This is a genomic window from Streptomyces sp. NPDC055254 (genome assembly GCF_053606025.1).
In genome coordinates, this window is record NZ_JBSGQV010000009.1 from 176,741 (window position 1) to 202,010 (window position 25,270).

A 25,270-nucleotide genomic window follows, 5' to 3' on the forward strand; every position below is an offset into this window, starting at 1 on the left:
GGGCCGCCGCGGCGGCGGCCGCCCTGCTGGTCATCGCCGCCGTCCCGGCGGCGGCCCAGCATCGGGGGGAACCCGCAACGACGGCTCACTGCGCGGCGATGTCCCGCCTGAAGGTGCCCGGCGCCGAACGACAGGAGAAGTCCTGCCTGGACGAGCTGACCACGGCAGGGACGGTGGCTTCGGGTCACACCGACACGGCCGACTGGACCGGGCTGACCCCGGCCGGGCTCGCCGTGCCGAGCGGGGTGCCCGGTATCCAGATCGACGGGTACTTCCCGGACACCTCGCGCGGCAACGCCAACCACGGCTGGAACCACGACGCGCAATTCGTGATCCGCCTGCCCGACCATTGGAACGGCGGCCTCGTCGTCGCGGGCTCACCCGGAGTCCGCGAGCAGTACGCCAACGACCGGGCCATCGGGGACTGGGTCCTGTCCCGGGGATACGCGTTCGCGGCGACCGACAAGGGCAACACGGGCGCCGCCTTCCACCGGGACGGGGCCGCCCCCGGCGACGCCGTCGCCGAGTGGAACACCCGGGTCACCGAGCTCACCCGTGCCGCCCGCGCCGTGGTCGCACAGCGCTACCACCGGCCCCCCTCGAAGACGCTGGCCACCGGCATGTCGAACGGCGGCTATCTGGTGCGGTGGCAGCTGGAGAACCATCCCGAGCTCTACTCCGGGGGAGTGGACTGGGAAGGCACGCTCTGGCGCGCGCGAGGGCCGCACCTGCTCACCTTCCTGCCGCCCGCGCTGCGCGCCTACCCGGAGTACGCGGCGGGCGGCGAGGGCGCGGACCGCGCGCACCGGGAGATGACCGCCGCCGGATTCCCCGCCGGGTCGGAGTTCCTGTGGCCCTTCCACCACCAGTACTACTGGGACCTCACCCAGCGGATCTACCGTGAGGAACTGGATCCGGACTACGACGGCGCGCTGGAGGCCGGGACCCCGTTCTGCGCGCCCGGCTCACCGGCCTGCGACAGCGACTACGACTACGCCTCCCGGCCGGGAAGCGTCCAGGACGCGGTCGCGAAGATCGCCCTGACCGGGCGGATAGGCAAACCCCTGATCACTCTGCACGGCACCCTCGACGTACTGCTGCCCATCGGCCAGGACTCCGACGTCTACGCGAAGATGGTGCGGGACGCGGGCCGCGGCCACCTCTTCCGCTACTACCGGGTGGAGGGGGGAACGCACGTCGATTCGCTCTACGACGCCTTCCCCGACCGGCTCCGCCCGCTGGTGCCCTGCCACCGCTCGGCCTTCACGGCGCTGGAGGGCTGGTTGGGCCGAGGCGTCCAGCCGCCTCCCGGCCGGACCCTGCCCCGCCCGGGCGCCGCGGATCCCGAAAGCCTGCTCACCCGATGCCGACTCACTGCCTGAGGCCGCCCGCCCCGGGCTGAGCCCTCGCCCCGGCCTGAGGCCGCCCTACCCTGCCCGTACCACTTCGTCTTTCGCCGAGAGCGGGGTCCCATGCGGGGCTCCGCTCCCGTACGTGTGCCACCTGCCCCGATGCCCGGCGTGGGACATCCCTGGACCCGCCCCCTGGTGAGGACGTACACAAGCCGTCGCCGGACTGTGGCGGGCGCACACATGGGAGTGACACGCGCACGTCCCGCATGCTTCCGGCCATGACAAGCGGAATCACTCCCGCGTTCGACGGGACAGCAGGTGTCGACCTGACCGGCCGCACCGCCATGGTGACCGGCGCGGGCAGCGGCATCGGACGGGCCTGTGCCACGGCGTTCGCGGCCGCCGGAGCCCTCGTCCACGTGGTGGACATCTGCAAGGAGTCGGCCGAGACCGTCGCCGAGGAGATCGGCGGCCGGGCCCACGTGGTGGACCTGGCCCACCCCGACTCCGTGGGAGAACTGCCGGCCGACGTCGACGTCCTGGTCAACAACGCCGGATTCCAGCACGTGGCGCCGCTGACCGAATTCCCCCCGGACCAGTTCGAGCTCATCCAGAAGGTGATGGTCCACGCTCCTTTCCTGCTGCTGCGCCGGACCCTGCCGCACATGTACGCACGGGGCTGGGGCCGGATCGTCAACATCTCCAGCGTCCACGGCCTGCGCGCCAGCGCCTACAAGGCCGGCTACGTCACCGCCAAGCACGCCCTGGAAGGGCTGAGCAAGGTCGCGGCACTCGAAGGCGCCCCGCACGGCGTCACCAGCAACTGCATCAACCCCGGCTACGTCCGCACCCCCCTGGTCGAGCAGCAGATCGCCGCCCAGGCCGCGGCCCACGGCATCGACCCGGAACAGGTCGTCACCGAGGTGATGCTCAGCCGCTCCGCGATCAAGCGGATGATCCGGCCCGAGGAGGTGGCCGCCGTCGCCCTGTGGATCTGCGGCCCCCACACCGGATACATCACCGGTTCCTCCCTCCCCCTGGACGGCGGCTGGACCGCGGCCTGAACGGGCCCCCGCACCGCTTTCCCGCACCCGTACCGCCCCCGTACCTGCACTCCCACCACCGCTCCCAGCCGAAATGTGGTCCCCGCCATGCCAAACCAGGCACCCAGAACCGGCATCGCGCGCGTCATCAGCGCGAGTCTGATCGGCACCACCATCGAGTGGTACGACTTCTTCCTGTACGGCTCCGCCGCCGCCCTCGTCTTCAACCAGCTGTTCTTCCCCAGCAGCGAGCCCCTGGTCGGCACCCTCCTGGCCTTCCTCACCTACGCCATCGGCTTCGCGGCCCGACCGCTCGGCGGTTTGGTCTTCGGCCACTACGGCGACAAGATCGGCCGCAAGAAGCTCCTCGTCCTCAGCCTGCTGCTGATGGGCGGCGCCACCTTCGCCATGGGCCTGCTGCCCACCCACGCGAGCATCGGCGTCGGAGCCCCGATCCTGCTCACCCTGCTGCGGCTGGTCCAGGGCTTCGCGCTCGGCGGCGAGTGGGGCGGCGCGGTCCTGCTGGTCTCCGAACACGGCGACGACAAGAACCGCGGCTTCTGGGCCTCCTGGCCCCAGGCCGGCGCGCCCGGCGGCAACCTGCTGGCCACCGGCGTACTCGCGCTGCTGGCCGCGTTCCAGTCCGAGGAGGCGTTCCTCGCCTGGGGTTGGCGGATCCCGTTCCTGCTCTCCGGCGTGCTCGTGCTCATCGGCCTGTGGATCCGCGTGTCGGTCTCGGAGTCCCCCGTCTTCCTGGAGGCACAGGCCAAGGCGGCCGAGCGGGCCGCCGCGGGCGTCAAGGAGAAGCCGCCCGTGGCCGAGGTGTTCCGGACGAACTGGCGCGGAGTCCTCACCGCCGTCGGCACCCGGTTCGGCGAGAACATCTCGTACTACGTCCTCACCGCCTTCCTGCTCGTCTACATCACCACCCACCTCGGGCTGTCCAAGAGCCAAGGGCTGAACGCCGCGCTCATCGGCTCGGCCGTGCACTTCGTCACGATCCCCGCGTGGGGAGCGCTGTCCGACCGGATCGGCCGCCGCCCGGTCACCCTGATCGGCTCCGTGGGCATGGCCGGCTGGGCGTTCGCCTTCTTCGCGATGCTGGACACCAAGTCCTTCCCCGCGATCGCCGCCGCCGTCACCATCGGACTGGTCCTGCACGGCGCGATGTACGGACCGCAGGCGGCCTTCATCTCCGAGATGTTCGACACCCGGATCCGCTACTCCGGCGCCTCCATGGGCTCCCAGCTCGCGTCCATCATCGGCGGCGCGCTCGCCCCCATCATCGCGGTCGCGCTGCTCGACGCCTACGACTCGTCGACGCCGATCTCGATCTACCTCGCCGCGGCGGCGGCCGTGACCACCCTGACCGTGCTGATGGCGAAGGAGACCCGCGGGCGTAACCTGGCGCAGGACCGTGTCCCCGCCGACGCGACGGTCCCCGGCAGCCGCACCGCCCAGCACGACCCGGTCTCGGCCGACAGCTGAGAGCCGAACGGGGCCCGCCGTACCGCGCCGTCCGGGAGCGGCACGGCGGGCACCGCACCGCGTCCTCGCCCACCAGCGGAACATGCGGGGCGCACACCACCGCATCCAGAACCATGGAGAGCCGCCCATGCCCACCACGGTGAAGAAGACCGACACGGGACAGGCGTTGGCCGCCGTGCGGCAGTTGCTGGACCTGCTCGCCCAGGGCGCACCCCTCGAACACTTCACGCGTCCGGGCGAGGCGGCCCAGGACGCGGGCGTCTGCGAGCCGGAGATGGCGGCCATCGCCGAGGCCACCCAGGTTGCGCTCCGCATCCGCCGCACGCTCGCCCAGCACCGGCGGCGCGAGGTGGAACTCGCCGCGCTCTTCGACACCGCAGGCGACCTCGCGGCCCTGCGGGACCTCGACGCCGTCCTGCGGGCGATCACCCACCGGGCCAAGCTCCTGCTCGGCACGGACGTCACGTACCTGTCCCTCAACGACGACGAGGCCGGCGACACCTACATGCGGGTGACCGACGGATGCGTGTCAGCCGCGTTCCAGCAGGTGCGCCTCGGCATGGGCGAGGGCCTCGGCGGCCTGGTGGCCGAGACGGCCCGCCCGTACAGCACCGGCGACTACCGCGACGATCCGCGCTTCAAGCACACCGCCACCATCGACAGCGCCGTGACGGAAGAGGGCCTGCGGGCCATCCTCGGCGTACCGCTGCGGGTGGGGACCCGCGTCATCGGCGTCCTCTACGCGGCGGACCGCACCGCCCGCACCTTCACCCCCGACGAGATCGCACTGCTGTCCTCGCTGGCCGACCACGCCGCCATCGCCATCGACAGCGCCCGCCTGCTGGAGGAAACGCGTACCGCCCTGGTCGACCTCAACGCGGCGTCGCAGACCATCGAGGCCCACAGCCAGGCCATGCGGCGGGCCGAGGACGCCCACGACCGGCTGACCGACCTCGTGCTGCGCGGCGGGGACATCGCCGAGGTCGCGAACGCCATCGGCGCCGTGCTCCAGGGCGGGACCCTCATCCACGACGCGGAAGGAGCCGAACTCGCCCGGGCCGGGGCAGACCCCCGACCCCCCTCGGCGCAGGCCGTGGCGGCCTCCCGCGCCGGAGGGCGCGCCGTACCGGTCCAGGGCACCTGGGTGTGCGCCGTCCTCGCCGGCCACGAGCTCCTCGGCAGCATCGCACTGACCGGCCGCGCCGACCTCAGCGAGGCGGACCGCCGCCTCTTCGAACGGGCCAGCGTCGTCACGGCCCTGCTCCTGCTCCTGCGCCGTTCCGTCGAGGAGGCCGAGGACCGGGTACGCGGCGAGCTCCTGGGAGACCTGCTCACCCGGGCCGCGGACGCCACGAGCCTGTCGGCCCGCGCCCGTCGGCTGCGGCTGAACCTGAACCATCCCCACACGGTCTTCGTGCTGCACGCCGAGACGGCGCCGCGGCAGAGGCTGCTGTCCGCGGCCGCGCGCACCGCGCAGACCCGCAAGGGCCTGGCCGGATCGCACCACGACGAGGTGGTCCTCGTCCACCCGTCCGACACCCCCAGCTCCTGCGCGCGCTCCCTCGCCGAGGAACTGAGCCACGCCGTCGGCTCCTCCGTCACCGTCGGAGCGGCCGGCCCCGTCACCGGACCCGGGGGTTTCGCCGACGCCCACGCGGAAGCCCGCCGCTGCCTGACCGCGCTCCGTGCGCTGGGCCATCACGGCACCGGTTCCGCCCTGTCCGACCTGGGCTTCCTCGGTGTACTGCTGGGAGACCAGACGGACCTGGGCGGATACGTCCGCCAGACCGTGGGCGCCGTCATGGAGTACGACGCGAAACGCGGCACCGACCTCATGCACACCCTCCAGGTGTACTTCTCCGTCGGAATGAGCCAGTCCCGAGCCAGGGAGGCCCTCCACGTGCACATCAACACCGTGGTGCAGCGCCTGGACCGCATCGGACAACTCCTCGGCCGCGACTGGCAGACGCCGGAAAGGGTGCTCGAAATCCAACTCGCCCTGCGCATCGCCCGGATAGCGCCGACCCGTGCGTCCGGACCGCGCTGACCGACACCCGCGCACGTGTACGCGGCGGGCAAGCTCTGAACTTCCTCAAACCTGGCTTGGGAGGACATCCGGGCGGGGCATCCCCCGTACACAGATCGCGAACGGAACGGAACAACGGGGGTACGGCTCATGGAGTACGTGGTGATGGTGGGGCTGGTCCTCATCGTGCTGGCGGTCGCGGCGGTACGGACGGTACGGCCCGCTTCGCGGCGGCGCCGGTCCCGCTCCCGGGGCGGCGGCGGCGACAGCGGCGGCTACGGTTGCGGCGGCGGGTCCTCCTGCGGGGGCGGCTCCTCCTGCGGCGGAGGCGGCGGGGGCGACTGAACCCGTCCGATGCCGCGTTGGGGGTGGTTGGCCCGAATCGTTCCTGTGCCGATCCTGCGGGCTTCCTTAAGGGAGTTTGAAGAGCACCTCCGAACGGATCTTTTCGCTGGTCACCGCCTTAGGCTCAGCCGGAGCCACTTCCTCCCGTCTCTCTGTGAGGTGCTACCGGCATGAGCCGCAGCCAAACCCCCGGAACGCCGTCCCGCGTCGAAGTGCGCCGCAAGAAGGCGGTGCGCACACGCATCGTGCTGTCCCTCACGGCGACCGCGGCAGCGGTCGCGGTCGGCGTCGCGGTGGCGGACTCCGACGGCGGTACGCCGTCGGACCAGCGGGCCGACAGCGCCACCGGCGCGAAGTCCGGGGCGGCGGGCACGGACGGCGGGGCGGAGTCGGCGACTCCCACCGCGGCCCTCCCCACGATCACCGCCGACGCCGCGGCGGCCCCGGGCTCGCTCCCTCCGGAGACGCCCGGCGCCGACCCCAGCGCCTCCGCCGGTCCCACGAAGGCCGAGGTGCAGGAGAGCGCGCCCGCCGCGCCGGCTCCGCCGCAGACGCGCAAGCCCGTACGCACCGCCCCCGCGACGACCGGCGGGGGTTCCGGCGGTTCCGGTACCTCGGGCGGCTCGGGCGGCTCGGGCGGCAGCGGTGGTTCCGGCGGCGGTGCCTCGGACCCGTCCGAGTCCGCCGTCCTCGCCCTGGTCAACAAGGAGCGGGCGGCGGCCGGATGCGGCCCGCTGGCCGCGAACGCCAAGCTGAACACGGCCGCTCGGGCGTACAGCGACACCATGGCCCGCAGCGGAGTCATGTCCCACACCGGCCCCGACGGGTCCACCATGACCAGTCGGGTGGAGGCCGCCGGGTACAAGTGGTCGCGGCTGGGCGAGAACATAGCCCGGGGCCAGGCCGATGCCGACGCCGTGATGAAGGCGTGGATGAACAGCTCCGGACACAAGGCCAACATCCTCAACTGCGCCTTCAAGGAGATCGGCATAGGCGTCCACAAGGGCGACGGCGGCCCTTGGTGGACGCAGAACTTCGGGACGCCGAGCTAGCCGCCACGGGCGACGGGCTATGGGCCACGGGCTATGGGCCGCGGCGGCCGAGCCCGGTCCGGCCACAGGCCGTCGCCGTCCGCCGCCGCCCCCTCGACTCCCTTCCTCCGGCCTCCGCGTGCCTCCCCCCACACGCGCGTGAGGCCGGGCCCGCCGCGATCGGCCCGCCGGCCGGGCGGCACACGGCCTCCTGACCCGTACCCGGGTCAGGAGGCCGTCGGCGTCGGCGGCCGCCGTTCGTCCGTCCGCGGGCCCGTCCGGTCGCCGCCGTCGGGCGGATGCCGGGAGCCGGTGACGGGCGCTGCGGGCCGTCGGCCACTATGGGGCCGTGCCCCGAATTCCGCGCTACCTGCTCATATGGCTGTCGTGCACCGTCACCAGCGTGACCGCCGTGCTCGCGACGGTCCAGTTCGTGGTCGGATCGACCAGCCGTACGCCTCCGGTCGCACGGGCCGCCCCGGTGGTCATCGACTCGCCTCCCGCGTGGCTGCCGCCGCCGAGTCCCTCGCCGAGCGAGCCGCCGCCCACCCCCTCCGCGAGCGTCCCGCCCTCGGCGACCGAGCGGCCCTCGCCCTCGGCGTCCACCCCCGCCAAGACCTCCTCGACGGCCGGCCGGACCACCGCGCCGAAGCCCCCCGCCGTCGACTGCCAGGAGGGCGGGCCGGGCCTGCACACCATCCCCTCGCAGGGCGGCAAGGTGACGGTGCGGTACGGCAGTCGGGGCGTGTGCCTGATCTCCGCGATCCCCGGCCGCGGCTTCAAGACCTCCACGTCGCAGACCGCGGCCGACTCCCTCACGGTCACGTTCTCCGGCGCCGACCACCGGTCGACCGTGACGGCGACGATCACACCGTCGGCCAAGGCCACCGTCCGCGAAGCGTCCTTCTGAGCGGCCACACCGTTCCCGGACCGCGGTCGACCCGACCGATCCGCCCCCTTCGGCCCTCCTCGTAACTCCACGCCCGTTTCGGGGGATTCATCGGATGTGCCCGCCCCTCGCCCGAGTCCCGGTGAAGCGGAAGGTGAGGTCTTCCTTAGGGGAACCTCAAGATCGCGCGCACGCGGTCCCGGCGGCCCGGAGCGGTCCTATGCTCACGTCAGCCGAGCGGCCCCGGTGACCGGGACACGCTGCCCCGGGCGAACCGCCGGGCCGCAGGCCCCACCCCTCCGGAAGGCGTTCCCGCCTTTTCCGGAGTCCGCACCCGTTCGGGAAGGGTCTCCCGCCCTTCCCGGAGTCCGCACCGTTCCCGAGGTGGCCCCGCCATGAGCTCTCGCACACCCCGTCCCGTCCGGGCCGACCGCCGCACCCGGTTCCGCTCCGCCGCCCCGGGCGCGCGGCTGCCGCTGGTCGCCGTGACCGTGGCCGCCATGGGGCTGACCGCCGCGTGCGGGCCGTCCTCCCCGTCCGCGAGGTCCGCGGGGTCCGCCTCCTCGGCCGCGGCGCCGTCCCAGCTCCTCGCGTCCGAAACACGGTCCGCCACCGAGTCCGCCGAGGCGTCCCCGACCGCGTCGGCCTCCGCGTCGGCCTCCGCGTCGGCGTCCGCCACCGCCCCGCCCACCGCCTCGGCGAGCCCCTCGCGGGCCAAACCCGCCTCTCCCTCCGCCGCGCGGACGACCGCGCAGCCGTCCCGTACCTCCTCGGCCCCCGCGCCGGCGCGCATACCCGGGCCCGGCTACGACAGTTCGGCCGACGCCCAGAAGGCGGTCGACGCGGCTCTGCGCGCGGCCGAGGCCGACGGGAGGATGGTGCTGCTCGACTTCGGCGCCAACTGGTGCGGCAACTGCAAGGCGGCCGACAAGGTGTTCGCGCAGCCCCGGACCGCGGCGATCCTGGGAGCCTCGTACCACCTGGTCAAGATCGACATTGGCGGCAGCAACTCCACCGCCTCCGCCCTGCTGCGCAAGTACAGCCCCGGGGGCGGAAGCTACAAGATGCCCGTACTGGTCGTCGTCACCGCGTCCGGAACGGTGCGCACCGACACGCACCTCACGGGCAACCCCGCACTGACGCCGGAGGGGATCAACTCCTTCCTCCGCCAGTGGGCGTCATGAGAAGAGCGGGCCGCGCCCGTACCCCGGCCCCCGACTCCGTCCTCGCCGGGAGCCTCGCGGCGGTGCTGGGCCCCTCGCGAAGGACCCGCGCGGCCGCCGCCGTCCTCGCGCTGGCCGCACTCGCGGCGTGCGGCCCCCAACCGGCCGGGAAGGGCACCGCCGCGCCCACGACGCGCTTCAGCGAGAACGGCGTCACCGTCACGCTCACCGTGTCCGACTGGCGCGCCGGGAAGGGCACCTTGACGGCCGTCCTCACCCCCGACGAGGAGGGGTTCCACCTCTACAGCAAGGACCTGCCGCCCACCGGGATCGAGGGAGTCGGCAGGCCCACCACGATGGCCGTCACCGGAGCCCTCAGGGCGGACGGCCGACTGGCGGCCTCTGCCGAGGTGCGGACGATCAGCGTGCCCGGCGTCGAGACCCCGGTGCCCGTCTACCCGGACGGCCCCGTCACTGCCACCCTGCCCGTCAGCGCCGACGGCAACGGCGAGGCGACCGTACTGCTCGGGTACGCGAGCTGCAGCACGGAGGAGGGTTGCACCATCCCCGTCTCCGACCGCCCCGTACGTCTGCGCATCACCGAGGACGGCCCGGTGTTCGGCGCACCCTAGTGGTCGGGGCGCCCTGGACGGTGCCCCGCCGAACGGCCGCCCCCGCGGCAGGAGCGGCGGCCGCCTGCCGGACGACCCGCCCGCACCTCCCGGATCCAGCACCCTAAGGTGTCCCTCATGCCCAGCGTCCTGGTCGTGGAAGACGACCCCAGCATCCGCCAGTCACTCATCGAAGTGCTGACGGAGCACGGGTATGCCGTGCGGAGCGCGGGGGACGGGTTCGGCGCCCTGCGCGAGGTCACCCGGACACCCGTCGACGCGGTGGTCCTCGACCTGGGGCTGCCCGACCTCGACGGGGCGGACGCCCTGCGCATGATCCGCGGCATCTCCTCCGTCCCCGTCCTGGTGGCCACCGCCCGCGACGACGAGACGGAGATCATCAAACTTCTCAACGCGGGCGCCGACGACTACCTGGTCAAGCCCTTCTCGGGAGGACAGCTCATCGCGCGCCTCTCCGCCGTCCTGCGCCGCACCAGCCATGTTCCCCCCGCGCACGCGGTCGGCGGCGCGGGACAGGCCCCGGCGGCCGATCCGCTGCGCCCCGCCGTGGTGGGCGAACTGGCCGTGGACCCGGGCGCGCGCACCGCCTACCTGGCCGGACGTGAACTCCGCCTCACCCGAAGGGAGTTCGACCTCCTGGCCTTCCTCGCCCACCACACCGGCCAGGTCGTCTCCAAACGGCGCCTGCTGACCGAGGTCTGGCGCGAGCCGTACGTCGACGACCAGACCGTCGACGTGCACCTGTCCTCCCTGCGCCGCAAGCTCGGCGAACGCGCCGCCGCCCCGCGCTACCTGCTGACCGTCCGCGGCGTCGGCATCAAGCTCGTGGCACCGCGGTGAGGCGCTCCCTGGCCGGCGTGGCGCTCGCGGTGACGTCCATGGTCGCCCTCTCCTTCCTCATACCGCTCGCCGCACTGGTGATGTCGCTGGTCAAGGAGCAGAGCGTCACCGCGGCCGAGCAGCGGGCGGCCGCCCTGGCCCCCGTCCTCACGCTCACCACCGACAGGTCCGCCCTCCGGGAATCCGCCGCCAGCCTCGACGCCACCGAACACCTGGTCATCCATCTGCCCGACGCCCAGACCCTCGGCCGTACCCAGGCCCCCGCCGCCCTGCTCGAACGGGCCCGTCGCGGCCGGGAGTCCATCTCCCAGCAGATCCCGAGCGGCTGGATATGCCTGCAACCGGTGGTCCTCCCCGGCGACCGGGTCGCCGTCATCGAGAACTTCGTTCCCGAAGAAGAGCTGTCCCGCGGTGTCAAGGCCTCGTGGGCGGTCATGGCCCTGCTCGCCGTGGGCCTCATCGGCGGTTCCGTGCTGGTCGCCGACCGCCTCGGCGCGAAGGTCGTCAAGTCCTCGAAGAATCTCGCGCAGGCCTCGCGCGCCCTGGGGGAGGGGGACCTGGACACCCGCGTGGACCCCGTGGGCCCCAAGGAACTGCGCGACGCCGGCATCGCCTTCAACGCCATGGCGCACCGGATGACCGAACTGCTCGCCGTCGAACGCGAACTCGTCGCCGACCTGTCCCACCGGCTCCGTACGCCGCTGACCGCCCTGCACCTGGCGTCGGAACGCATGGCCGGCACCCCGGAGTCGGCCAGGGTCGAAGCGGCGGTCGGCGCACTGGAGACGGAACTCCAGGCCATCATCACCGCCGCACGCACTCCGCTCGCCGTGGGCCCCATGGGCCAAGGCCTGCTCGGCACCGAAGCCGGCACGTCCCGGCACACCACCGCGTCGGCTCCCGCCGACCCCCGCTGCGAAGCCGCCGACGTCGTCCGGCGCCGCACCGCCTTCTGGGCGGTCCTGGCGGAGCAGCAGGAGCGGCTCTGCTCCCTCACGATCACCCAGGAGCCGACGGCCGTCAGCCTCAGCGACGACGACGTCGCGGCCGTCGTGGACGCGCTCATCGGCAACGTCTTCCGCCACACCGCCCCCGGGACGCCGTTCGGCGTGCACGTCGTACGCACCGCCCAGGCCGTGGAACTGGTCGTCGAGGACGCCGGCCCGGGCATCCCGGAACCGGACCGGGCACTCTCGCGCGGCGGCAGCACCGGCTCCTCCGGTCTCGGCCTCGACATCGCCCGGCGGGCCGCGGCCGTCACCCGCGGCTCGGTGCGGATCGCGCGGGGCCCCCGCGGCGGCGCGCACATCACCGTCGTCTTCGCCCTCGCCCCGCCCCTCCCGTCCCAGCGGGGGCCGCGCGCCTCCCGCCGCCGCCCGGTCTGGCCCCTCAAGCGCTGACACCCCGCCACCCCGGCATCCCGCTTGCCCTCCGGCACCTCCACCGCGAACGACACCACCGCGCGTACCTTCCCCACCGCGGGCACCTTCGCGTCCCACAGGTACGGCTCGTCCAGCGGCTGGTCGTTGAGCATCGCGCGGGCGCGCCGCACTCCCGAGCGCGCACCAGCCGCGTCTGCGGCCCGGCTTCCTGCGGGCCTCGTACGCCTACGCCCCGTGCCTGCGCCCCGCGCCATTCCGGCAGTGCCGTGGAGGGGGCGTGCGCGGGGGCGCTGGTGCCGCGGTATGCACCTCGCGCTCCCTGCGCGGCTCTGGTGTGCCCGCCGGGGTGCTGCGTACCGTCGGTGGGGTGGGCCCGCCGGAAGGGGCCCGTCGGGCGGAGCCGTACAACCCGGGGGTGGATGGTGAGCCGATCGAAGGCGGAGCCGCACGCGGCGGAGGAAGGCCTCGTCGGTGAGATCGCCCGCGAGGTGGTGGAGCAGGTGGCTCCGCACGAGTTGGTGCTCTTCCACGCCGAGAGCACGGCCTACTTCCGTGATCCCCGCAGGGCGTTGAAGGCGGCGCGCAAGCGGGCGTCCGCGCAACCGAAGGACGAGCGGTTCGGCTTCGGGAGCGGTGAGCTGATCACCCTGGCGACTCCTTTCGTGCTCGCGATGGTCGAGACCGCGCTGGTCACCGTGGGCGCACACCTGATGCTGACGGCGACGGAGCGCGGCGCGGGCTCGGTACGTCCCCTGGTGCGACGCGTGCTGCGGCGCCCGGACCCGGCCGGCGCGGGGGAGCCGCCGGCCGACGAGGACGGCACCGCCGAGGCGGAACCGTGCCCGGCGGCCCGGGCGGGCGCCGACTCCGCGGCCCGCACGGCGGCCGAACCGGTGGCCGGCCCCGCGCCTGATGCGGCCGCCGCGGCGCCCGGCTCCACAACCCCTGCGGCGCCCGGTGCCCCGGCCGCTGCGCCGCTCGGCGCCGTGCCTGATGCGGCCGACGGCCCCGCGCCCGGTGTCGTCGACGGGTCCGCCCGCCCCGCCGTGGCGGCTGCGGCGGCGCTGCCTCCCGCCGTCATCGCGGCCGTACGGCAGGCGGTGTACGAGCAAGCCCTGCGGTTCGGCATCGACGAGGACGGATCCCGTCTGCTGGCCGACGCCGTGATCGGCGCCCTCACCGCATAGCCGAGTCCGCCCACCACCCCTCGGGGGCCCGAGATGCCGACGCCCGCCACACCGACGGTTCCCGCCCCGGCGGCCGCGCCGGCTCCGTCCGGCGTTCCTTCCGGGACGACCTTCCGGTTCCTCCTGCTGATCACCGCGCTGCTGGGCGCGTCCGTCTTCGCCTACAACACCGTCTACCTGGCCTTCGCACCCGGCGCCGACCGGGCGCGGTCGGTCTACGAGCAGTGTGCCTCGGCAGCCGGCCGGACCGGGGGAACGGCCCGGCCGTGCACTTCCTCGATTCCTTCCTCACCTGCACCGCCGAGTACGAGCGCACGAAGGCTCCCTGGGTACTGGCCGGGATCGTCCTCCTCCTGGCCCTCGCGGGGCTGCTGTACTGGGCGGACCCACACGTGCACGTACGCAGGCACGACCTGGCCGACTTCGTCCCGGAGGCGGACGCCGAACACGCGGCCCTCGTAAGCCGCTTGCACGAGCTGGTGGCCGAGGCGGGTCTGCGGCGGCCGCCCCGCTTCCTCATGCGCCGGTCCTCGGCCGCGGTCGCGGCCCATGCTTTCGGGCGGGCGGGCCGGTACGTCGTGGCCCTCGACGCGGGGCTCGTCACCCGCTTCCGCGCGGACCCCGCGCGGCTTCGCGCCCTGGTGCTGCACGAGTTGGCGCACCTGCGCAACCGGGACACCGACATCGAGTGCCTCACCCGCGCGCTGACCTACGCCTTCCTTCCGCTGGGCGTGCTCCCCCTGGCCGCGGGAGTGATCGGCGCCGCACCTGAGGACGCGTCGGGCATCGCGATGCGGGCAGCGGTCCTGCTGGGCCTGGTCTTCCTGACCTCTCAGTCCGTGCTGAGGACGTGCGAGTACGCCGCGGACGTGCGCGCGGCCTCGTGGGACGGGGTCCGCGAGGACCTGCTGGCCGCGATCGCGGCGACGGACGACCGCCGCCCGTGGTGGCAGCGGCCGCGCCGCGCGCATCCCACCACCGAACAGCGGATCCGCATGGTGCACCATCCGGACCGGCTGTTCCGGATCGGATTCTGGGAGTGCTGCGCGGCCGGACTGGCCGCCATGGGCGCCATCAGCGGATTCCTGATCCTGTGGTGGCTCACGGCCCACGAGGCCGACCCGCTGCACAGCCGGTGGGCGGCGGCGCTCGCGGTCTCGCCGGCCATCGCGGCCGTCATCGGCCTCGGGGCGTGGCGTACGGCCCGGCGGTCCGAACGTACCGTCCGGGACACCGTGTTCCCCGCACTCGGCCTGGCGGTGGGACTCGTCCTCGGCCGGCCCCTCGCCGTGGACAGCGCGGTGGGGGCGGCCTCGTCCTGGGCACCCCCCTCCGGCGGCGCGGTTGCCGCACTCCTGGCGCTGTCCCTGGCCGTCGTGCTCGTTCTCTTCGCCTGGTGGGCGACTCGGACCGCTGCCGCCTGGGGGCCACCGGCCGCACCACGGCGCCGGGTGTGGACGGCGGGCTGGGCCGCCTCCTCGCTGGTGCTGTCGGTCGTGATCGCGTCGTGGATGGTCCTCACCGACACCGCGGACTGGCTCGGCACCCTCACGGACGGGGTCCGCGCCGACCACCGAGCCGTCGCGCAGGTGGCGCCGGCCGGCCCGTACTGGCTCTGGGCGGCCGTGCACCATCCACTGCTCCTGCGCTTCGCCCAGTGGACCCCGCTGGTGCCGGCGCTCCTCGTGGTGTGGGCGGCGCCGCTCACCGCGCACCTGCGGCCTCTCCCGCGGTCGGCCGGCACGCGGGGGAGCGCGGCCTACAGCACGACGGGCGACCGGGGCGCCTGGCCCTTCGTGGTCACCGTGGCCTGCCTGGCCGCCACCGCGGCCTTCGTCGGCGGGACTCTCGTCTCCCGCCTCCTGATCCACTCCGGCATCCCCGAGAGGACCCGTACGATGAACGGCTTCTTGCTCGCCTTCACCCACGGAAACCTCGTAGCTGCCATGCTCGTGCAGGGCCTCGTGGCCGTCGCCACGGCGGCCCTGCTCGTACGACGGCACGGCCGGGCGTCCGCCCTCTACGGGCTCGTGGCCGCCTTCCTCACCGGGTGCCTGGTGACGGCCGTGTTCTTCGGCGGCGTGCTGGCCGCCGGCTGCGTCGATGCGCTGGCCCTGCGCCCCGCCGCCTGCGGCGGGGTCTCGCTGCCCCTGGTACGCAACACCTTGCTGCGGATCCTCGTGGGAGGTACGGCCTGCTCGCTGATCGCGGTCACGGCGGGAGCGGTAGCCCTGGCCGTACGCCGCCGGGTCCGGCCGCAGCCCTCCCCGACGCGGCCCGTGAGCGGGACGGCGTACGGCCGGAGCGGGCCGACCGGGCGCCGGATCGGCCTGACGGCGCTGCTCCTGGCGGGAAGCGTGACGGTGTTCGCCTGCACCACGGACACGACGGACCGGTCCTTCGAACGGCCGGCGGGCGGGATCGAAGAGGTCCGTTCCGCCTGCCGGCAGTACGACGAACTGCTGGGCTCCCTGGACGCGCTCACCACCGCCGAGGTGCACACCCGGTTGGACGAGGCCGCTCAGTCGGCCGTGCGGGGCGGGGAACCCGAGCTGGCGATCGACTTCATGGAGCATTTCAAAGCAGCCCTGGAAGGCGATGGGGCAGCGTTCGAAAACCGGGGAGAGCGCATCCATCAGACGTGCGGTGCCGTCGGGGTCGTTCTGGTGAACCTTCCCTGAACCGGTGGCGGAACCGGCCCGGGGAAATCATCCGCGCACCATCCGCGCACCCGCTGGACCCGATTCAGAGGTCGCCACCGGTCTGCCGCACATAACTCACCCCGTCGAGCACGAGATTTTCGAACGTATAGCCGTAACCGGCGTCGAATTCACTCACTGACCAGCGTGAATACCTGAGGGGGCCGCCCGGCACGTGAAGAACCATGGATGAATTCCCGACGACAGCGGGGCCGGTCAGGACCCGGCCGTTGTTGTAGCGCAGCACCACGTACCCGTCCGCGGTGAAGACGATCCGGGCGAGCCGCGCGGACTCCTTGGCGTCTCCGTCCCACTCCCCGACCAGCGCGGGAGGCACGTAGCCCCGCGGCAGAACCGGCGCGGACGGCGCGGGCGGCCGGACGGGCGGCGGGGCGGGCGGCGGGGCGGGCGGGCGGACATCGGGAGGGGCCGAGACGCTCGGATTCGGCCCGGGCCGGGGGGCCGCGTCGGGCAGTTCGTCCGTCGGCGTGAGCGGGGTCTCCGCGGGCGGGCCCGGCTCCATACGCTGATGGGGCTCCCCGCATCCGGTGGCGAGCGCAGCCGTACAGATCACCGCGAGAGCAGTCCGCTTGAACAGCATCCTCATGGACATCAATTCCCCCGGATCTCTGTGCGATGCGATGCCGCAGCACGCGGAAGACGAACCCCTGAGAGCGTACTCCCGCCAGAATTCCGTAGGGAAGGCGTATTTCGACAATCGACGTGATGGGGCGGTCCTTTGCTGCTCCTGACGTCAAAACCGACGAGGAGGCAGCGGTCCGCGCGCCGCCGTCACCTGACGCCCTCGTCCTGGCGGTTTCCTTGAGCCGGCAGGACGCCCGCATGCGTGCAGGCGAACTCGGTCGTGGGGGCGAGCGTGCGGCGCAGGAGGTCGCGGGTTGCGGGCCGCAGGGTCTGGGTGCTGCGCCAGGCGATACCCGGGTAGCGGGACCGCAGGTGCGACAGTGCGCGGGTGCCGAGCCCGGCGGAGTGGAGGTCTTCGTCGATGTCGATGCCGGTGATCACGCCCTCGGCGCACATGTCGCAGGTCCGGTAGTGGACCTGGCCGACGACCCTGCGGATGTGGACCAGCAGGAGCCGCTCCTCCCCGGGGCCGCGATCGCCGGGGATGCGGGTGGAGAGGAACTCGATATCGCGGTAGGCGATGAGCCTGCGGCGCAGCCGCCTGATGAACCCCCGGCGGCGCCGGTGCTTCGCTCCCTGCGGGAGCGCCTCGGCTTCGCGCGCGGAACGGGATCGAAAGGGGGCGCTCGTCGGACGTGCGTGTTCTCCGGACATGGGTCCCGTGTACCCAGCCGGCGGCGGCTGACCCAGGGAGTGTGCGATCGAGGCCGGCGTCGGCGGGCGCGGCTCGACGCCGCGGGGCACCGACCGGCTCCCGAGCCGCGGCCGAGCGGTGCCGCATCCTCCACGGGTCAGAGGGCGGGGCTGGGCCCGGGCAGACCGGTCGCGAAGGTGGTGACGACGGTCTTGCCGCCGCGGTGGAAGCGCACGTCCGTCCTGTCGGCCAGGGTGTTGGTCAGGCGCCACCCGAAGCCGCCCGGAGCGGTCGGCGCCCAGGGGCGTTGGCGGGGCGGACGGGAGGAGCGGTCGGATACTTCCACGGTGACCGTGCCGGGCCGGGCGGTGATCCGGAACCCGGTGACGCCCCCGCCGTGACGCCGGGCGTTGGAGACCAGTTCGCTCACCACCACCAGTACGTCCTCCACCTTGTCGGCAGCGGCCTCCACGTGGGACAGGATCCGGCGGGCCATCTCCCGCGCCTGCCCACAACTCACGTCCCCGGGCGGACCGGGCTCGATGCGGTAGGACTCCTTGGAGCTCATAGCTGGCGGTTTCCCCGGCTTCCGGGCCGTAAGCAGCCGCACCGCCGACCCGTTCGGGCGATTCCCTCGGGGCGGGGGCTGCCCGGTGTCACGTTTCTGCGGTGAAACGCTGCCCCCGGGCGGGTGAGCGCGCGGGCAACCCCTCGGGCCCGGACCGCCGGGCAGGCTACAAACCTCGCGTGATCAGGAACCTGCTGCGCAGCGCGCCTGCGCTCCTCCTCGTGCTCGTGCCTCTCCTTCCCACCCCGGCGTCGGCCCTCGCCGCCCGCCCGGCGGCGGCCGTCCCGCCCGACCCGATCGTCTTCGTCCACGGCTGGAACTCGGACGGCTCCGTATGGGAGACCATGGCCGGACGCTTCCGTGCCGACGGGTGGCCGGCCGACCACCTCGACCAGTGGACCTACGACGCCACGCAGTCCAATGCCACGACCGCCGAGCGGCTCGCCGACGAGATCGAGCGGGTACGGGACTCCACGGGCGCCGCCAAGGTCGACGTCATCACGCATTCGATGGGCGGGCTGTCCTCCCGGTACTACCTCAAGAACCTGGGCGGCACCGCGAAGGTCGATGCGTGGGTCTCCCTCGCGGGACCCAACCACGGTACCGAGACCGCACGGTGGTGCGGTGGCGCGCCATGCGTCGAGATGCGACCGGGATCCGCATTCCTGAACGCCCTCAACGCGGGTGACGAAACCCCCGGCCCACCTCGCTACGCCACCTGGGGCTCACCGTGCGACGCCGTCGTCAACCCCCGGAGCAGCGTGGCTCTTTCCGGAGCCGGCAACCGTACTACCGCCTGCCTGGGACACGGTGGGATGCGGACCGACCCGACGGTCTACGCCGAGGTCAAGGGACACGTCCAGTAGGCCGCTCGGCCCGCGCCGCAGGGGGCGTCACCGCGCAGGGTTCGGCCGGCGCGTCCGTCGGGGGCATGGAGCGGGAACGCGGGGGCAGGGGCGCGGACGGGGGAAGGGCTCCCCGGGCAGAGCCGGTGCGGTCGTCCGGCCACCCGTGAACAGAAAGGCTCCTTTCGTGTCGAAAGTCGAAGAGTCCGTCGAGGTCGATGTCCCCGTGCGTACCGCCTACAACCAGTGGACGCAGTTCGAGTCGTTCCCCCATTTCATGGAGGGGGTGGAACGCATCGAGCAGCGCACCGACACGATGACCCACTGGGTGACGAAGATCGGCGGCGTCGCCAAGGAGTTCGAGGCGGAGATCACCGAGCAGATCCCCGACGAGCGGGTCGCCTGGACGACGTTGGGCGGAGAGGTCAAGCAGGCCGGTGTCGTCACCTTCCACCGCCTGGACGGCGACAAGTGCAAGGTGATGCTCCAGCTCGACTACGACCCCGAGGGCTTCACGGAGAACGTCGGCGACAAGCTCGGCTTCGTCAAGCGGAGGGTCACCGGTGACCTCAAGCGGTTCAAGGAGTACATCGAGGACCGCGGCCGCGAGACCGGCTCCTGGCGGGGCGAGGTCTGATTCCGATCCTCCGGCGGCTCAGCGCCGCCGACCGCACGGGGCCCCGGGGACGTGACGTCCCCGGGGCCCCGTCGCGCGCGTCCGGCCGCCGCTGGCGGGCGGCTTCTGCAGGCTGGACCGCACTTCGCCGCGCCGACGACATGACGCGCGCTCGCCGCGGTCCGCCGTTCGCGGGCGGGTGCCTGGTAGCGTCGCACGTCCTTGATCGATGACGGAGGAGACGGCCCCATGCCCGAGGACCTGGCCACCGACAGCATCCGGAAACTGGAAGACGTCGTGGCGTCGAGCACTCTGCCGGAGCACACCGTCGGGCTGCTCCGCGTCTCCCTCAGCCAGGCCCGGACGGCGCAGGCGGCGGGGCATACCCAAGAGGCCCTCACCATCGCCAACCAGGCCCTCCAGACGGCAGAGAACGCTTCCGAGGACCAGTAGCGCGGTACGCCGGGCCACCGGACCGGGGATCCGGGGTGCCGCCCCGCACAGCCGGCGCCCGCACAGCCGGCGCCCGCGCAGCCCGGCGTCCGATCAGCCCGGAGAACCGGGGCTCGTCAGCCGAGGGACCTGAGGTCGGCGGCGCGGGTGCCGGCGGGTTGGAGGTCGGCGTACGGGTGCAGGCGGGCGCCGCCGGTGCCGTTGGCGAGGGTCCGTACCGGGGCGGGTTCCTGGGCGGGTTCCTGGGCGGGGGTGGGGGCGAGCCGGCTCTGGCCGAGGAGGGCGAGGACGGCCTCGGGCCCGTGGTCGCGGCGGGCGGCGGCGAGCTCTTCCAGGTTCCACACCACCCGGCCGACGACGGTGCGGCGCGGGCCGCGGGCCTCGACCGTGCCGCGTACGAGCAGAAGCCCGGAGTGGAAGACGGTGTGGGCGACGGCGTCGTGGCTGTCCTCGAAGAAGGCGATGTCGACGAGCCCGGTGCCGTCCTCCAGGGTGATGAAGATGACGCGCTTGCCGGACGGGATCGGCGGGGTCTGGGTGGAGGCGCGTACGCCGGCGACCAGGACCCGCTGCCCGGGTCGCATCGTCTTGAGGTGGGCGGCGTCGGTGGCGCCGACCTCGCGGAGCAGCCGGTGGTGGTGGGTCATCAGGTGCTGGGACACGTCGATGGACAGGACGTCGATCTCCGCGGTCAGGGCTTCGCGGCTGGTCATCTCCGGGAGCCCGGACGGCTCGGCGGTGACCAGTTCGCCGCCGAGGGGGAGCTGTCCGTCGGCGGGCCGGGCCCGGGCGTGGGCGTGGAGCTCGGTGGCCTGGAGGAGGAGGTCGCGGCGGGTGAGCGGACCCCGCAGCGGGTCGAGGGCGCCGATCCGGATGAGGTGCTCGGCGATCGGCAGGGCCGGCCGGGCGCGCTGCCAGAGGTCTTGGAGGCCCTGGTAGGGCTGGCCGGCCGCGATCCGGGCGACCTGGTCCTCGCTGATCCCCTTCACCGAGGACAGCGACAGGCGCACCCCCCACACCCCGCCCTCGGTCCGCTCGATGCGGTGGTCGGACTTCGAGTGGTTGACGTCGACGGGCAGGAGCGGGACGTCGTGGCGGCGGGCGTCGGAGACGATCACCCGGGCGGGCCACATACCCGGGTCGTGCTCCAGCAGCCCGGCGTAGAGGGCGGCCGGGTAGTGGGCCTTGAGCCACGCCGACTGCAGGGCCGGGACGGCGAAGGCGACGGCGTGCGCCCGGCAGAACCCGTACGCCCCGAAGCCCTTGATGACGTCCCAGACCTCGTCGAGGACGGCGGGGGAGTAGCCGCGGTGGCCGGCCTCGTGCCGGAACCACGCCTCCACCCGCGGCAGCCGTTCCTGGTCGCCGAGCGCGCGGCGGGCGACCTCGGCGAGGGCCCGGTCGCATCCGGTGAGGACGGCGAACATGTCGATGATCTGCTCGTGCCAGATCGTCACCCCGTAGGTGGAGGACAGGACGGGGACCAGGTCGGGGTGCGGGTAGCGCGGGGCGGCGCCGTGGCGGGCGGCGATGTAGAGGGCGGGCATGCCGCCCCTGACCGGCCCCGGTCGGAAGAGGCTGATGTCGGCGACGACGTCCTGGACGTCGCGCGGTTGGAGCCGGCCGACGAGGTCCTGCTGGCCGGGGGACTCCAGCTGGAACATACCGACCGTGTCGCTCCTGCGGATCAGGTCGAAGGCGCCCGCGTCCCCGAGGGGTACGTGGTCGGGGTTGTCCAGATCGATCTGGCGGCCGGTCGTGCGGCGGATCTCCTTGACGGCGTGCGCCATCGCGGACTGCATCCGCACCCCGAGCACGTCCAGCTTGAGCAGGCCGAGGTCTTCCACGTCCTCCTTGTCGGCCTGCACCATCGGGTACCCGCCGGGCGTCGGCTGGACCGGCAGCCGCTCCAGCAGCGAGGAGTCGGAGAGGATCACCCCGCACGGGTGCATCGCGATCCCGCGCGGCAGCTTGTCGAGGCCCTCGGCCAGTTCCCACAGCGGACCGAACGTGTCGGCCTCGGCGGCGAGCGGCTTGAGCTCGGGCAGGGTGGCGAGCGCATCGCGGATGTCGCAGGCCCGGATGTGCGGGAAGGACTTCGCGATCCGGTCGATCACCTGGGGCGCGATGCCGAGGGCGAGCCCGGTGTCGCGCAGGGCGTGCCGGGCCCGGTAGGTCTCGGGCATGCCGGTCACCGCGACCCGCTCCGTCCCGAACCGCTCGATGATCCGGTCGTAGACCTCCAGCCGGCGCGCGGACTCCACGTCGACGTCGATGTCAGGCAGCGACGACCGCCGGACGCTGAGGAAGCGCTCGAAGAGCAGGTCGTGGTCCAGCGGGTTCGCCGTGGCCACGAACAGCGCGTGGTTGACCATCGAGCCGGCGCCCGAGCCCCGGGCCGCGACCCGGATGCCCAGCGCGCGGACGTCCGCGACGACCTGGGCGACGGCGAGGAAGTACGGCTCGTACTCCAGCTTCCCGATCACGCCCAGCTCGTGCTCCAGCCGCTCCACCGCGCGCCGGTCGCCGTCCAGGCCGCGCGCGAACATGCCGTCCGCGCACCGTCGGCGCAGCAGCCGCATGGCGCCGCCCGGCCCCGGTTCCGCGCCCACCACCTCCGGCTCGGGGAAGTGCGGCCGCCCCAGCCCCAGGTCGGCGACCGGGTCCACCGCACACTGCTCCCCGGTCCGTACCGTCTCCGTGAGGAGCGCGGCCGCGCGGCCCGGCCCGGCGCCGGCCGCCCGCGCGATCCGCTCCGCCGCCGCTCCCATGGCGGCGGGGTCCTTCAGCCAGCGCTGCCCGCTGTCCAGCCGGCGGCGGTCGATCGGGCGCAGCAGCCGGGCCGCGTCGAGGACGTCGGCGGTCCGGTGCTGGGCGGGGTCGGCGTAGCGGACGGCGTTGGTCAGCACCGCGCGGATGCCGAGCCGGTCGGCGAGACCGAGCGTACGGGCGGCCAGCCGCAGCGAACCCGGGCCGGTGCCGGGCAGGTCCCACCACACCGTCTCCAGCCGCAGGTTCGCCCCGGCCACCTCGCGCCACGGGGCGATCAGCTCCTCGGCGAGGTCCGGGCGGCCGGCCGCCAGCGCCCGTACCGGCTCCGACACCGGACCCAGCAGCACGGTGAGGTCCTGGTCCGCGTACCGGCCGAGCGTCTCCCAGGACACCACCGGCGGACCGTCCGCCGCACCCGCGTGCGCGGCGGACACCAGCCGGCACAGCCGCCCCCACCCCGCCCCGTTCCGCGCCAGCAGCGTGACCCGCAGCCGGGGCTCCAGCACGTGCGCGCCACCGCGCGCCGGCGTCCGCGTACGGGTACCGGGGCCCTGGCCGGCCGGAGCCCAGGGGGCGACCGCGACGTCGACGCCGAAGGCGGGGCGGACCCCGGCCTCGGTCGCGGCCTTCGCGAACCGCACCGCGCCGGTGACGGTGTCCCGATCGGTCAGCGCGAGCGTCCCGATCCCCCGCTCGGCGGCACGTCGCACCAGGTCACGGGGGTGCGAGGCCCCGTAGCGTGCCGAGAAGCCACTGGCGACGTGCAGGTGTACGCCGCATCCCATCGCCGACCTCCCGTCACACGTGTTTTTCAGCCGCCATGGCTGAATCTCTCCCTCCAAGGTATCGAACATAATTCGAACACGACGAGTCGCCCACTCCGCGGCAGAATCCGACGTCGCGCATGTGCCTGAGCGTTTTACTTGGCCCCTGAGCGCTCTAGTTGGTTCTGACCGCTCTTCCGTGATGCCTACGGCTGAAGGAGGACGCGGGCTCTGAGCAGAGCGAACGAGGCTCGACCGTACATTTGCCGTTTGATCGTTTTGCTTCTGTTGACGTGGCCCTCGACGATGCCGGAGCTGTAGGACAGGGTGAGGCCGGCGGTGACGGCACGCAGGTCCTGGCGGATGGAGTCGGCGAAGATGCCGATGGCGTCCGGGCCACCCAGCTCGGCCTTCTGAATCCAGTCCCGCAGCAGGTGGCCGCGGCGATGGCGGAGCATGTCCGTGAACTCCCGCGCGAGGTCACAGGCCGAAGCGATCTCTGGGCAGGCGTTCCGGACGGTTTCCAGCTGGGCGACTTCCAACGGGCTGAGCGTCTCCTCGGACCGCATGATCCATGACGTGATGTCGCGAGGACTGGGTGTCACCGCCCGGACGGGGATCGCGACGACCTTCCGTATGCCCGCCACGTAGCGGTTCACGACGTGGTATCCACCGGTGTAGCCGAGGGCAAACACCTCGCGATAGAGCTGCATCGAGCTGGTGCAGCCTGCCTCAGCCTCGATACGTTCCATCCGAACATCCAACCTCAGACCCGCCCTCATCTCCAGGCGTAGTCGTCGTGGAAGCGCGGTCAGAACGCTTCGCCTGGCCAGCTGTGCACGACGATTGGCCACCTCCGCTGACCTGGGGGAATGCTTCCCTCCAGCCTGAAATCTCGTCGATCTCATCGCGGGGTGATGCCTACGCTGCCTCCATGGCTAATTCGAAGACCGCCGCGACCGACTGCGACAGGCTGGTTCAGCTCGTGGCGCCGCCGGCCGGGCCTGTGGACGCCCACGGGGACTGGGCCGTCGTGGAGGCCGTGATCGGTACCCGGCTGCCCGACGACTACAAGCGACTCGTCGAAACCTACGGCTGGGGAGAGTTCTGCGACTTCCTCTACCTTCGGACGCCGTTCGGTACGAGCAAGCACAACGGCATCGAGTGGCAGAGCGCCCACCCCACGGAGTCTCCAGAACAGGACCGCGAGCGCTACCCGTATCCGCTGCACCCGGCTCCGGGCGCGCTGCTGATCTGGGGCACCACGATGGATGCCGACCGCCTGTGCTGGCTCACCGACGGGGCTCCCGAGAAATGGCCCGTCGTGGTGTGGAGCAGCGAGGGCTGGTACGAGACGCATGCCGTGGGCGCGGCCGAGTTCATCGAGAGCTGGGCCTGCGGACACGTCGGCTCCGGACTGCTCGCAGACATGGAGCCGGGCCTGGCACCATGGTTCAACGCCTTCCGTCCTCGCACCCACCGGTGCCTACGCCTGTCCGAAGGCCCCTTCTCCCACCCCGAGCGCCTGGAGCTCCTGCGCGAGGCACTGGCTCCCACCACCGACCGGGGCTCGTGGCGCTCCCAGCACGACGAAATGGGACAGGATCACTTCGCGACCGTCGATGCCGACTGGTTGCTCACCTACGACGCCTCCCGCCCCCACCAAATCCGGATCGACTTCCCACCCGAAGACAGCGGACAGGTCCAGCAGCGCCTCTTCGCCGCTGTCCACCGCATGGGGTGCGAGGTTCTTCAAATCACGACTGCGGCCGGAACGTCACTACCGGCCTGGGACACGGCCACGGACGAAGACGAGGAGTAGCAAGAGAGCTTCGACCGTGAGCACAAGCCCGGCCAACTGAACCACTCACTGGCCAACTGAGCGGTTCCGACCGC

At 72.9% G+C, this 25,270-nt stretch carries 21 protein-coding genes and 1 pseudogene; 17 read left to right on the forward strand and 5 right to left on the reverse strand.

The features are described 5' to 3' along the window. Positions 1 to 98: 98 nt before the first annotated feature. The 13 genes from ACWFQ8_RS12620 to ACWFQ8_RS12680 all read left to right on the forward strand — a co-directional run bounded on the left by ACWFQ8_RS12620 (position 99) and on the right by ACWFQ8_RS12680 (position 16,059). Positions 99 to 1,382, forward strand: coding sequence for a 3-hydroxybutyrate oligomer hydrolase family protein (locus ACWFQ8_RS12620; protein WP_453786180.1), 1,284 nt, complete (start codon positions 99 to 101; stop codon positions 1,380 to 1,382). Positions 1,383 to 1,630: 248 nt separating this feature from the next. Continuing rightward, positions 1,631 to 2,416 carry a 3-hydroxybutyrate dehydrogenase gene (locus ACWFQ8_RS12625; RefSeq protein WP_453786181.1) on the forward strand — a complete coding sequence of 262 codons (786 nt, stop codon included), beginning with the start codon at positions 1,631 to 1,633 and terminating at the stop codon, positions 2,414 to 2,416. 87 nt (positions 2,417 to 2,503) lie between these two features. Beyond that, the gene (locus ACWFQ8_RS12630) at positions 2,504 to 3,883 is read left to right on the forward strand and encodes an MFS transporter (protein WP_453786182.1); all 1,380 of its coding nucleotides are present in this window, start codon (positions 2,504 to 2,506) and stop codon (positions 3,881 to 3,883) included. A 127-nt stretch (positions 3,884 to 4,010) separates the two neighbouring features. Further along, positions 4,011 to 5,930 (forward strand): helix-turn-helix domain-containing protein, encoded by a 1,920-nt coding sequence (locus ACWFQ8_RS12635; RefSeq protein ID WP_453786183.1) that lies wholly within the window; start codon positions 4,011 to 4,013, stop codon positions 5,928 to 5,930. A 129-nt stretch (positions 5,931 to 6,059) separates the two neighbouring features. Beyond that, entirely contained in the window at positions 6,060 to 6,254 is a 195-nt protein-coding gene (locus ACWFQ8_RS12640) for a hypothetical protein (protein ID WP_453786184.1), read from the forward strand. Between the two features lie 170 nt (positions 6,255 to 6,424). Beyond that, positions 6,425 to 7,306 (forward strand): CAP domain-containing protein, encoded by an 882-nt coding sequence (locus tag ACWFQ8_RS12645; RefSeq protein ID WP_453786185.1) that lies wholly within the window; start codon positions 6,425 to 6,427, stop codon positions 7,304 to 7,306. 328 nt (positions 7,307 to 7,634) lie between these two features. After that, on the forward strand, positions 7,635 to 8,195 hold the full coding sequence (locus tag ACWFQ8_RS12650; RefSeq protein WP_453786186.1) for a hypothetical protein: 561 nt from the start codon (positions 7,635 to 7,637) through the stop codon (positions 8,193 to 8,195). A 374-nt stretch (positions 8,196 to 8,569) separates the two neighbouring features. Continuing rightward, positions 8,570 to 9,358: a thioredoxin family protein gene (locus ACWFQ8_RS12655; protein ID WP_453786187.1), complete on the forward strand. Its 789-nt coding sequence runs from the start codon at positions 8,570 to 8,572 to the stop codon at positions 9,356 to 9,358. Further along, positions 9,355 to 9,969 carry a hypothetical protein gene (locus tag ACWFQ8_RS12660; RefSeq protein WP_453786188.1) on the forward strand — a complete coding sequence of 205 codons (615 nt, stop codon included), beginning with the start codon at positions 9,355 to 9,357 and terminating at the stop codon, positions 9,967 to 9,969. Before ACWFQ8_RS12655 ends, ACWFQ8_RS12660 begins: the two co-directional genes overlap by 4 nt. A 117-nt stretch (positions 9,970 to 10,086) precedes the next feature. Then, positions 10,087 to 10,809 (forward strand): response regulator transcription factor, encoded by a 723-nt coding sequence (locus ACWFQ8_RS12665; protein WP_453786189.1) that lies wholly within the window; start codon positions 10,087 to 10,089, stop codon positions 10,807 to 10,809. Further along, a complete protein-coding gene (locus ACWFQ8_RS12670) occupies positions 10,806 to 12,209 on the forward strand; it encodes an ATP-binding protein (protein WP_453786190.1) in 1,404 nt (467 codons plus the stop codon). The genes ACWFQ8_RS12665 and ACWFQ8_RS12670 overlap by 4 nt, the downstream gene beginning before the upstream one ends. 401 nt (positions 12,210 to 12,610) lie before the next feature. Further along, positions 12,611 to 13,378, forward strand: a complete 768-nt coding sequence (locus ACWFQ8_RS12675) for a hypothetical protein (protein WP_453786191.1) — start codon at positions 12,611 to 12,613, stop codon at positions 13,376 to 13,378. A 266-nt stretch (positions 13,379 to 13,644) separates the two neighbouring features. After that, on the forward strand, positions 13,645 to 16,059 hold the full coding sequence (locus ACWFQ8_RS12680; RefSeq protein ID WP_453786192.1) for a M48 family metalloprotease: 2,415 nt from the start codon (positions 13,645 to 13,647) through the stop codon (positions 16,057 to 16,059). Positions 16,060 to 16,123: 64 nt separating this feature from the next. Here the strand turns inward: ACWFQ8_RS12680 and ACWFQ8_RS12685 are convergent, their stop codons facing one another. The 3 genes from ACWFQ8_RS12685 to ACWFQ8_RS12695 form a co-directional block, all read right to left on the reverse strand. Then, on the reverse strand, positions 16,124 to 16,684 hold the full coding sequence (locus ACWFQ8_RS12685) for a hypothetical protein (protein WP_453786193.1): 561 nt from the start codon (positions 16,682 to 16,684) through the stop codon (positions 16,124 to 16,126). A gap of 185 nt (positions 16,685 to 16,869) precedes the next feature. After that, on the reverse strand, positions 16,870 to 17,376 hold the full coding sequence (locus ACWFQ8_RS12690) for a hypothetical protein (protein ID WP_453786194.1): 507 nt from the start codon (positions 17,374 to 17,376) through the stop codon (positions 16,870 to 16,872). Between the two features lie 137 nt (positions 17,377 to 17,513). Beyond that, entirely contained in the window at positions 17,514 to 17,924 is a 411-nt protein-coding gene (locus ACWFQ8_RS12695) for an ATP-binding protein (RefSeq protein WP_453786195.1), read from the reverse strand. A gap of 179 nt (positions 17,925 to 18,103) precedes the next feature. Between ACWFQ8_RS12695 and ACWFQ8_RS12700 the strand changes: the two genes are divergently transcribed. From ACWFQ8_RS12700 to ACWFQ8_RS12710, 3 genes are all read left to right on the forward strand, one after another. Then, positions 18,104 to 18,790 carry an esterase/lipase family protein gene (locus tag ACWFQ8_RS12700; protein ID WP_453786196.1) on the forward strand — a complete coding sequence of 229 codons (687 nt, stop codon included), beginning with the start codon at positions 18,104 to 18,106 and terminating at the stop codon, positions 18,788 to 18,790. Between the two features lie 166 nt (positions 18,791 to 18,956). Then, positions 18,957 to 19,406, forward strand: a complete 450-nt coding sequence (locus ACWFQ8_RS12705) for an SRPBCC family protein (protein ID WP_453786197.1) — start codon at positions 18,957 to 18,959, stop codon at positions 19,404 to 19,406. 201 nt (positions 19,407 to 19,607) lie between these two features. Next, positions 19,608 to 19,838, forward strand: coding sequence for a hypothetical protein (locus ACWFQ8_RS12710; RefSeq protein WP_453786198.1), 231 nt, complete (start codon positions 19,608 to 19,610; stop codon positions 19,836 to 19,838). 93 nt (positions 19,839 to 19,931) lie between these two features. Here the strand turns inward: ACWFQ8_RS12710 and ACWFQ8_RS12715 are convergent. After that, positions 19,932 to 23,395: pseudogene (locus ACWFQ8_RS12715) on the reverse strand (DNA polymerase III subunit alpha). A gap of 185 nt (positions 23,396 to 23,580) precedes the next feature. Next, complete coding sequence (locus ACWFQ8_RS12720; protein ID WP_453786199.1) at positions 23,581 to 24,126, reverse strand: transposase; 546 nt, start codon at positions 24,124 to 24,126, stop codon at positions 23,581 to 23,583. Between the two features lie 182 nt (positions 24,127 to 24,308). Here ACWFQ8_RS12720 and ACWFQ8_RS12725 point away from each other — a divergent pair, with 182 nt between their 5' ends. Next, positions 24,309 to 25,196 (forward strand): SMI1/KNR4 family protein, encoded by an 888-nt coding sequence (locus tag ACWFQ8_RS12725; protein WP_453786200.1) that lies wholly within the window; start codon positions 24,309 to 24,311, stop codon positions 25,194 to 25,196. The last annotated feature ends 74 nt before the right edge of the window (positions 25,197 to 25,270 follow it).

Coding starts and splice junctions, on each gene's coding strand:
- ACWFQ8_RS12635 (WP_453786183.1), top strand. CDS start 4,011: ATGCCCACCACGGTGAAGAAGACCGACACGGGACAGGCGTTGGCCGCC.
- ACWFQ8_RS12640 (WP_453786184.1), top strand. CDS start 6,060: ATGGAGTACGTGGTGATGGTGGGGCTGGTCCTCATCGTGCTGGCGGTC.
- ACWFQ8_RS12695 (WP_453786195.1), bottom strand. CDS start 17,924: ATGAGCTCCAAGGAGTCCTACCGCATCGAGCCCGGTCCGCCCGGGGAC.
- ACWFQ8_RS12625 (WP_453786181.1), top strand. CDS start 1,631: ATGACAAGCGGAATCACTCCCGCGTTCGACGGGACAGCAGGTGTCGAC.
- ACWFQ8_RS12645 (WP_453786185.1), top strand. CDS start 6,425: ATGAGCCGCAGCCAAACCCCCGGAACGCCGTCCCGCGTCGAAGTGCGC.
- ACWFQ8_RS12620 (WP_453786180.1), top strand. CDS start 99: ATGTCCCGCCTGAAGGTGCCCGGCGCCGAACGACAGGAGAAGTCCTGC.
- ACWFQ8_RS12685 (WP_453786193.1), bottom strand. CDS start 16,684: ATGAGGATGCTGTTCAAGCGGACTGCTCTCGCGGTGATCTGTACGGCT.
- ACWFQ8_RS12725 (WP_453786200.1), top strand. CDS start 24,309: ATGGCTAATTCGAAGACCGCCGCGACCGACTGCGACAGGCTGGTTCAG.
- ACWFQ8_RS12675 (WP_453786191.1), top strand. CDS start 12,611: ATGGTGAGCCGATCGAAGGCGGAGCCGCACGCGGCGGAGGAAGGCCTC.
- ACWFQ8_RS12690 (WP_453786194.1), bottom strand. CDS start 17,376: ATGTCCGGAGAACACGCACGTCCGACGAGCGCCCCCTTTCGATCCCGT.
- ACWFQ8_RS12665 (WP_453786189.1), top strand. CDS start 10,087: ATGCCCAGCGTCCTGGTCGTGGAAGACGACCCCAGCATCCGCCAGTCA.
- ACWFQ8_RS12655 (WP_453786187.1), top strand. CDS start 8,570: ATGAGCTCTCGCACACCCCGTCCCGTCCGGGCCGACCGCCGCACCCGG.
- ACWFQ8_RS12630 (WP_453786182.1), top strand. CDS start 2,504: ATGCCAAACCAGGCACCCAGAACCGGCATCGCGCGCGTCATCAGCGCG.
- ACWFQ8_RS12720 (WP_453786199.1), bottom strand. CDS start 24,126: ATGGAACGTATCGAGGCTGAGGCAGGCTGCACCAGCTCGATGCAGCTC.
- ACWFQ8_RS12660 (WP_453786188.1), top strand. CDS start 9,355: ATGAGAAGAGCGGGCCGCGCCCGTACCCCGGCCCCCGACTCCGTCCTC.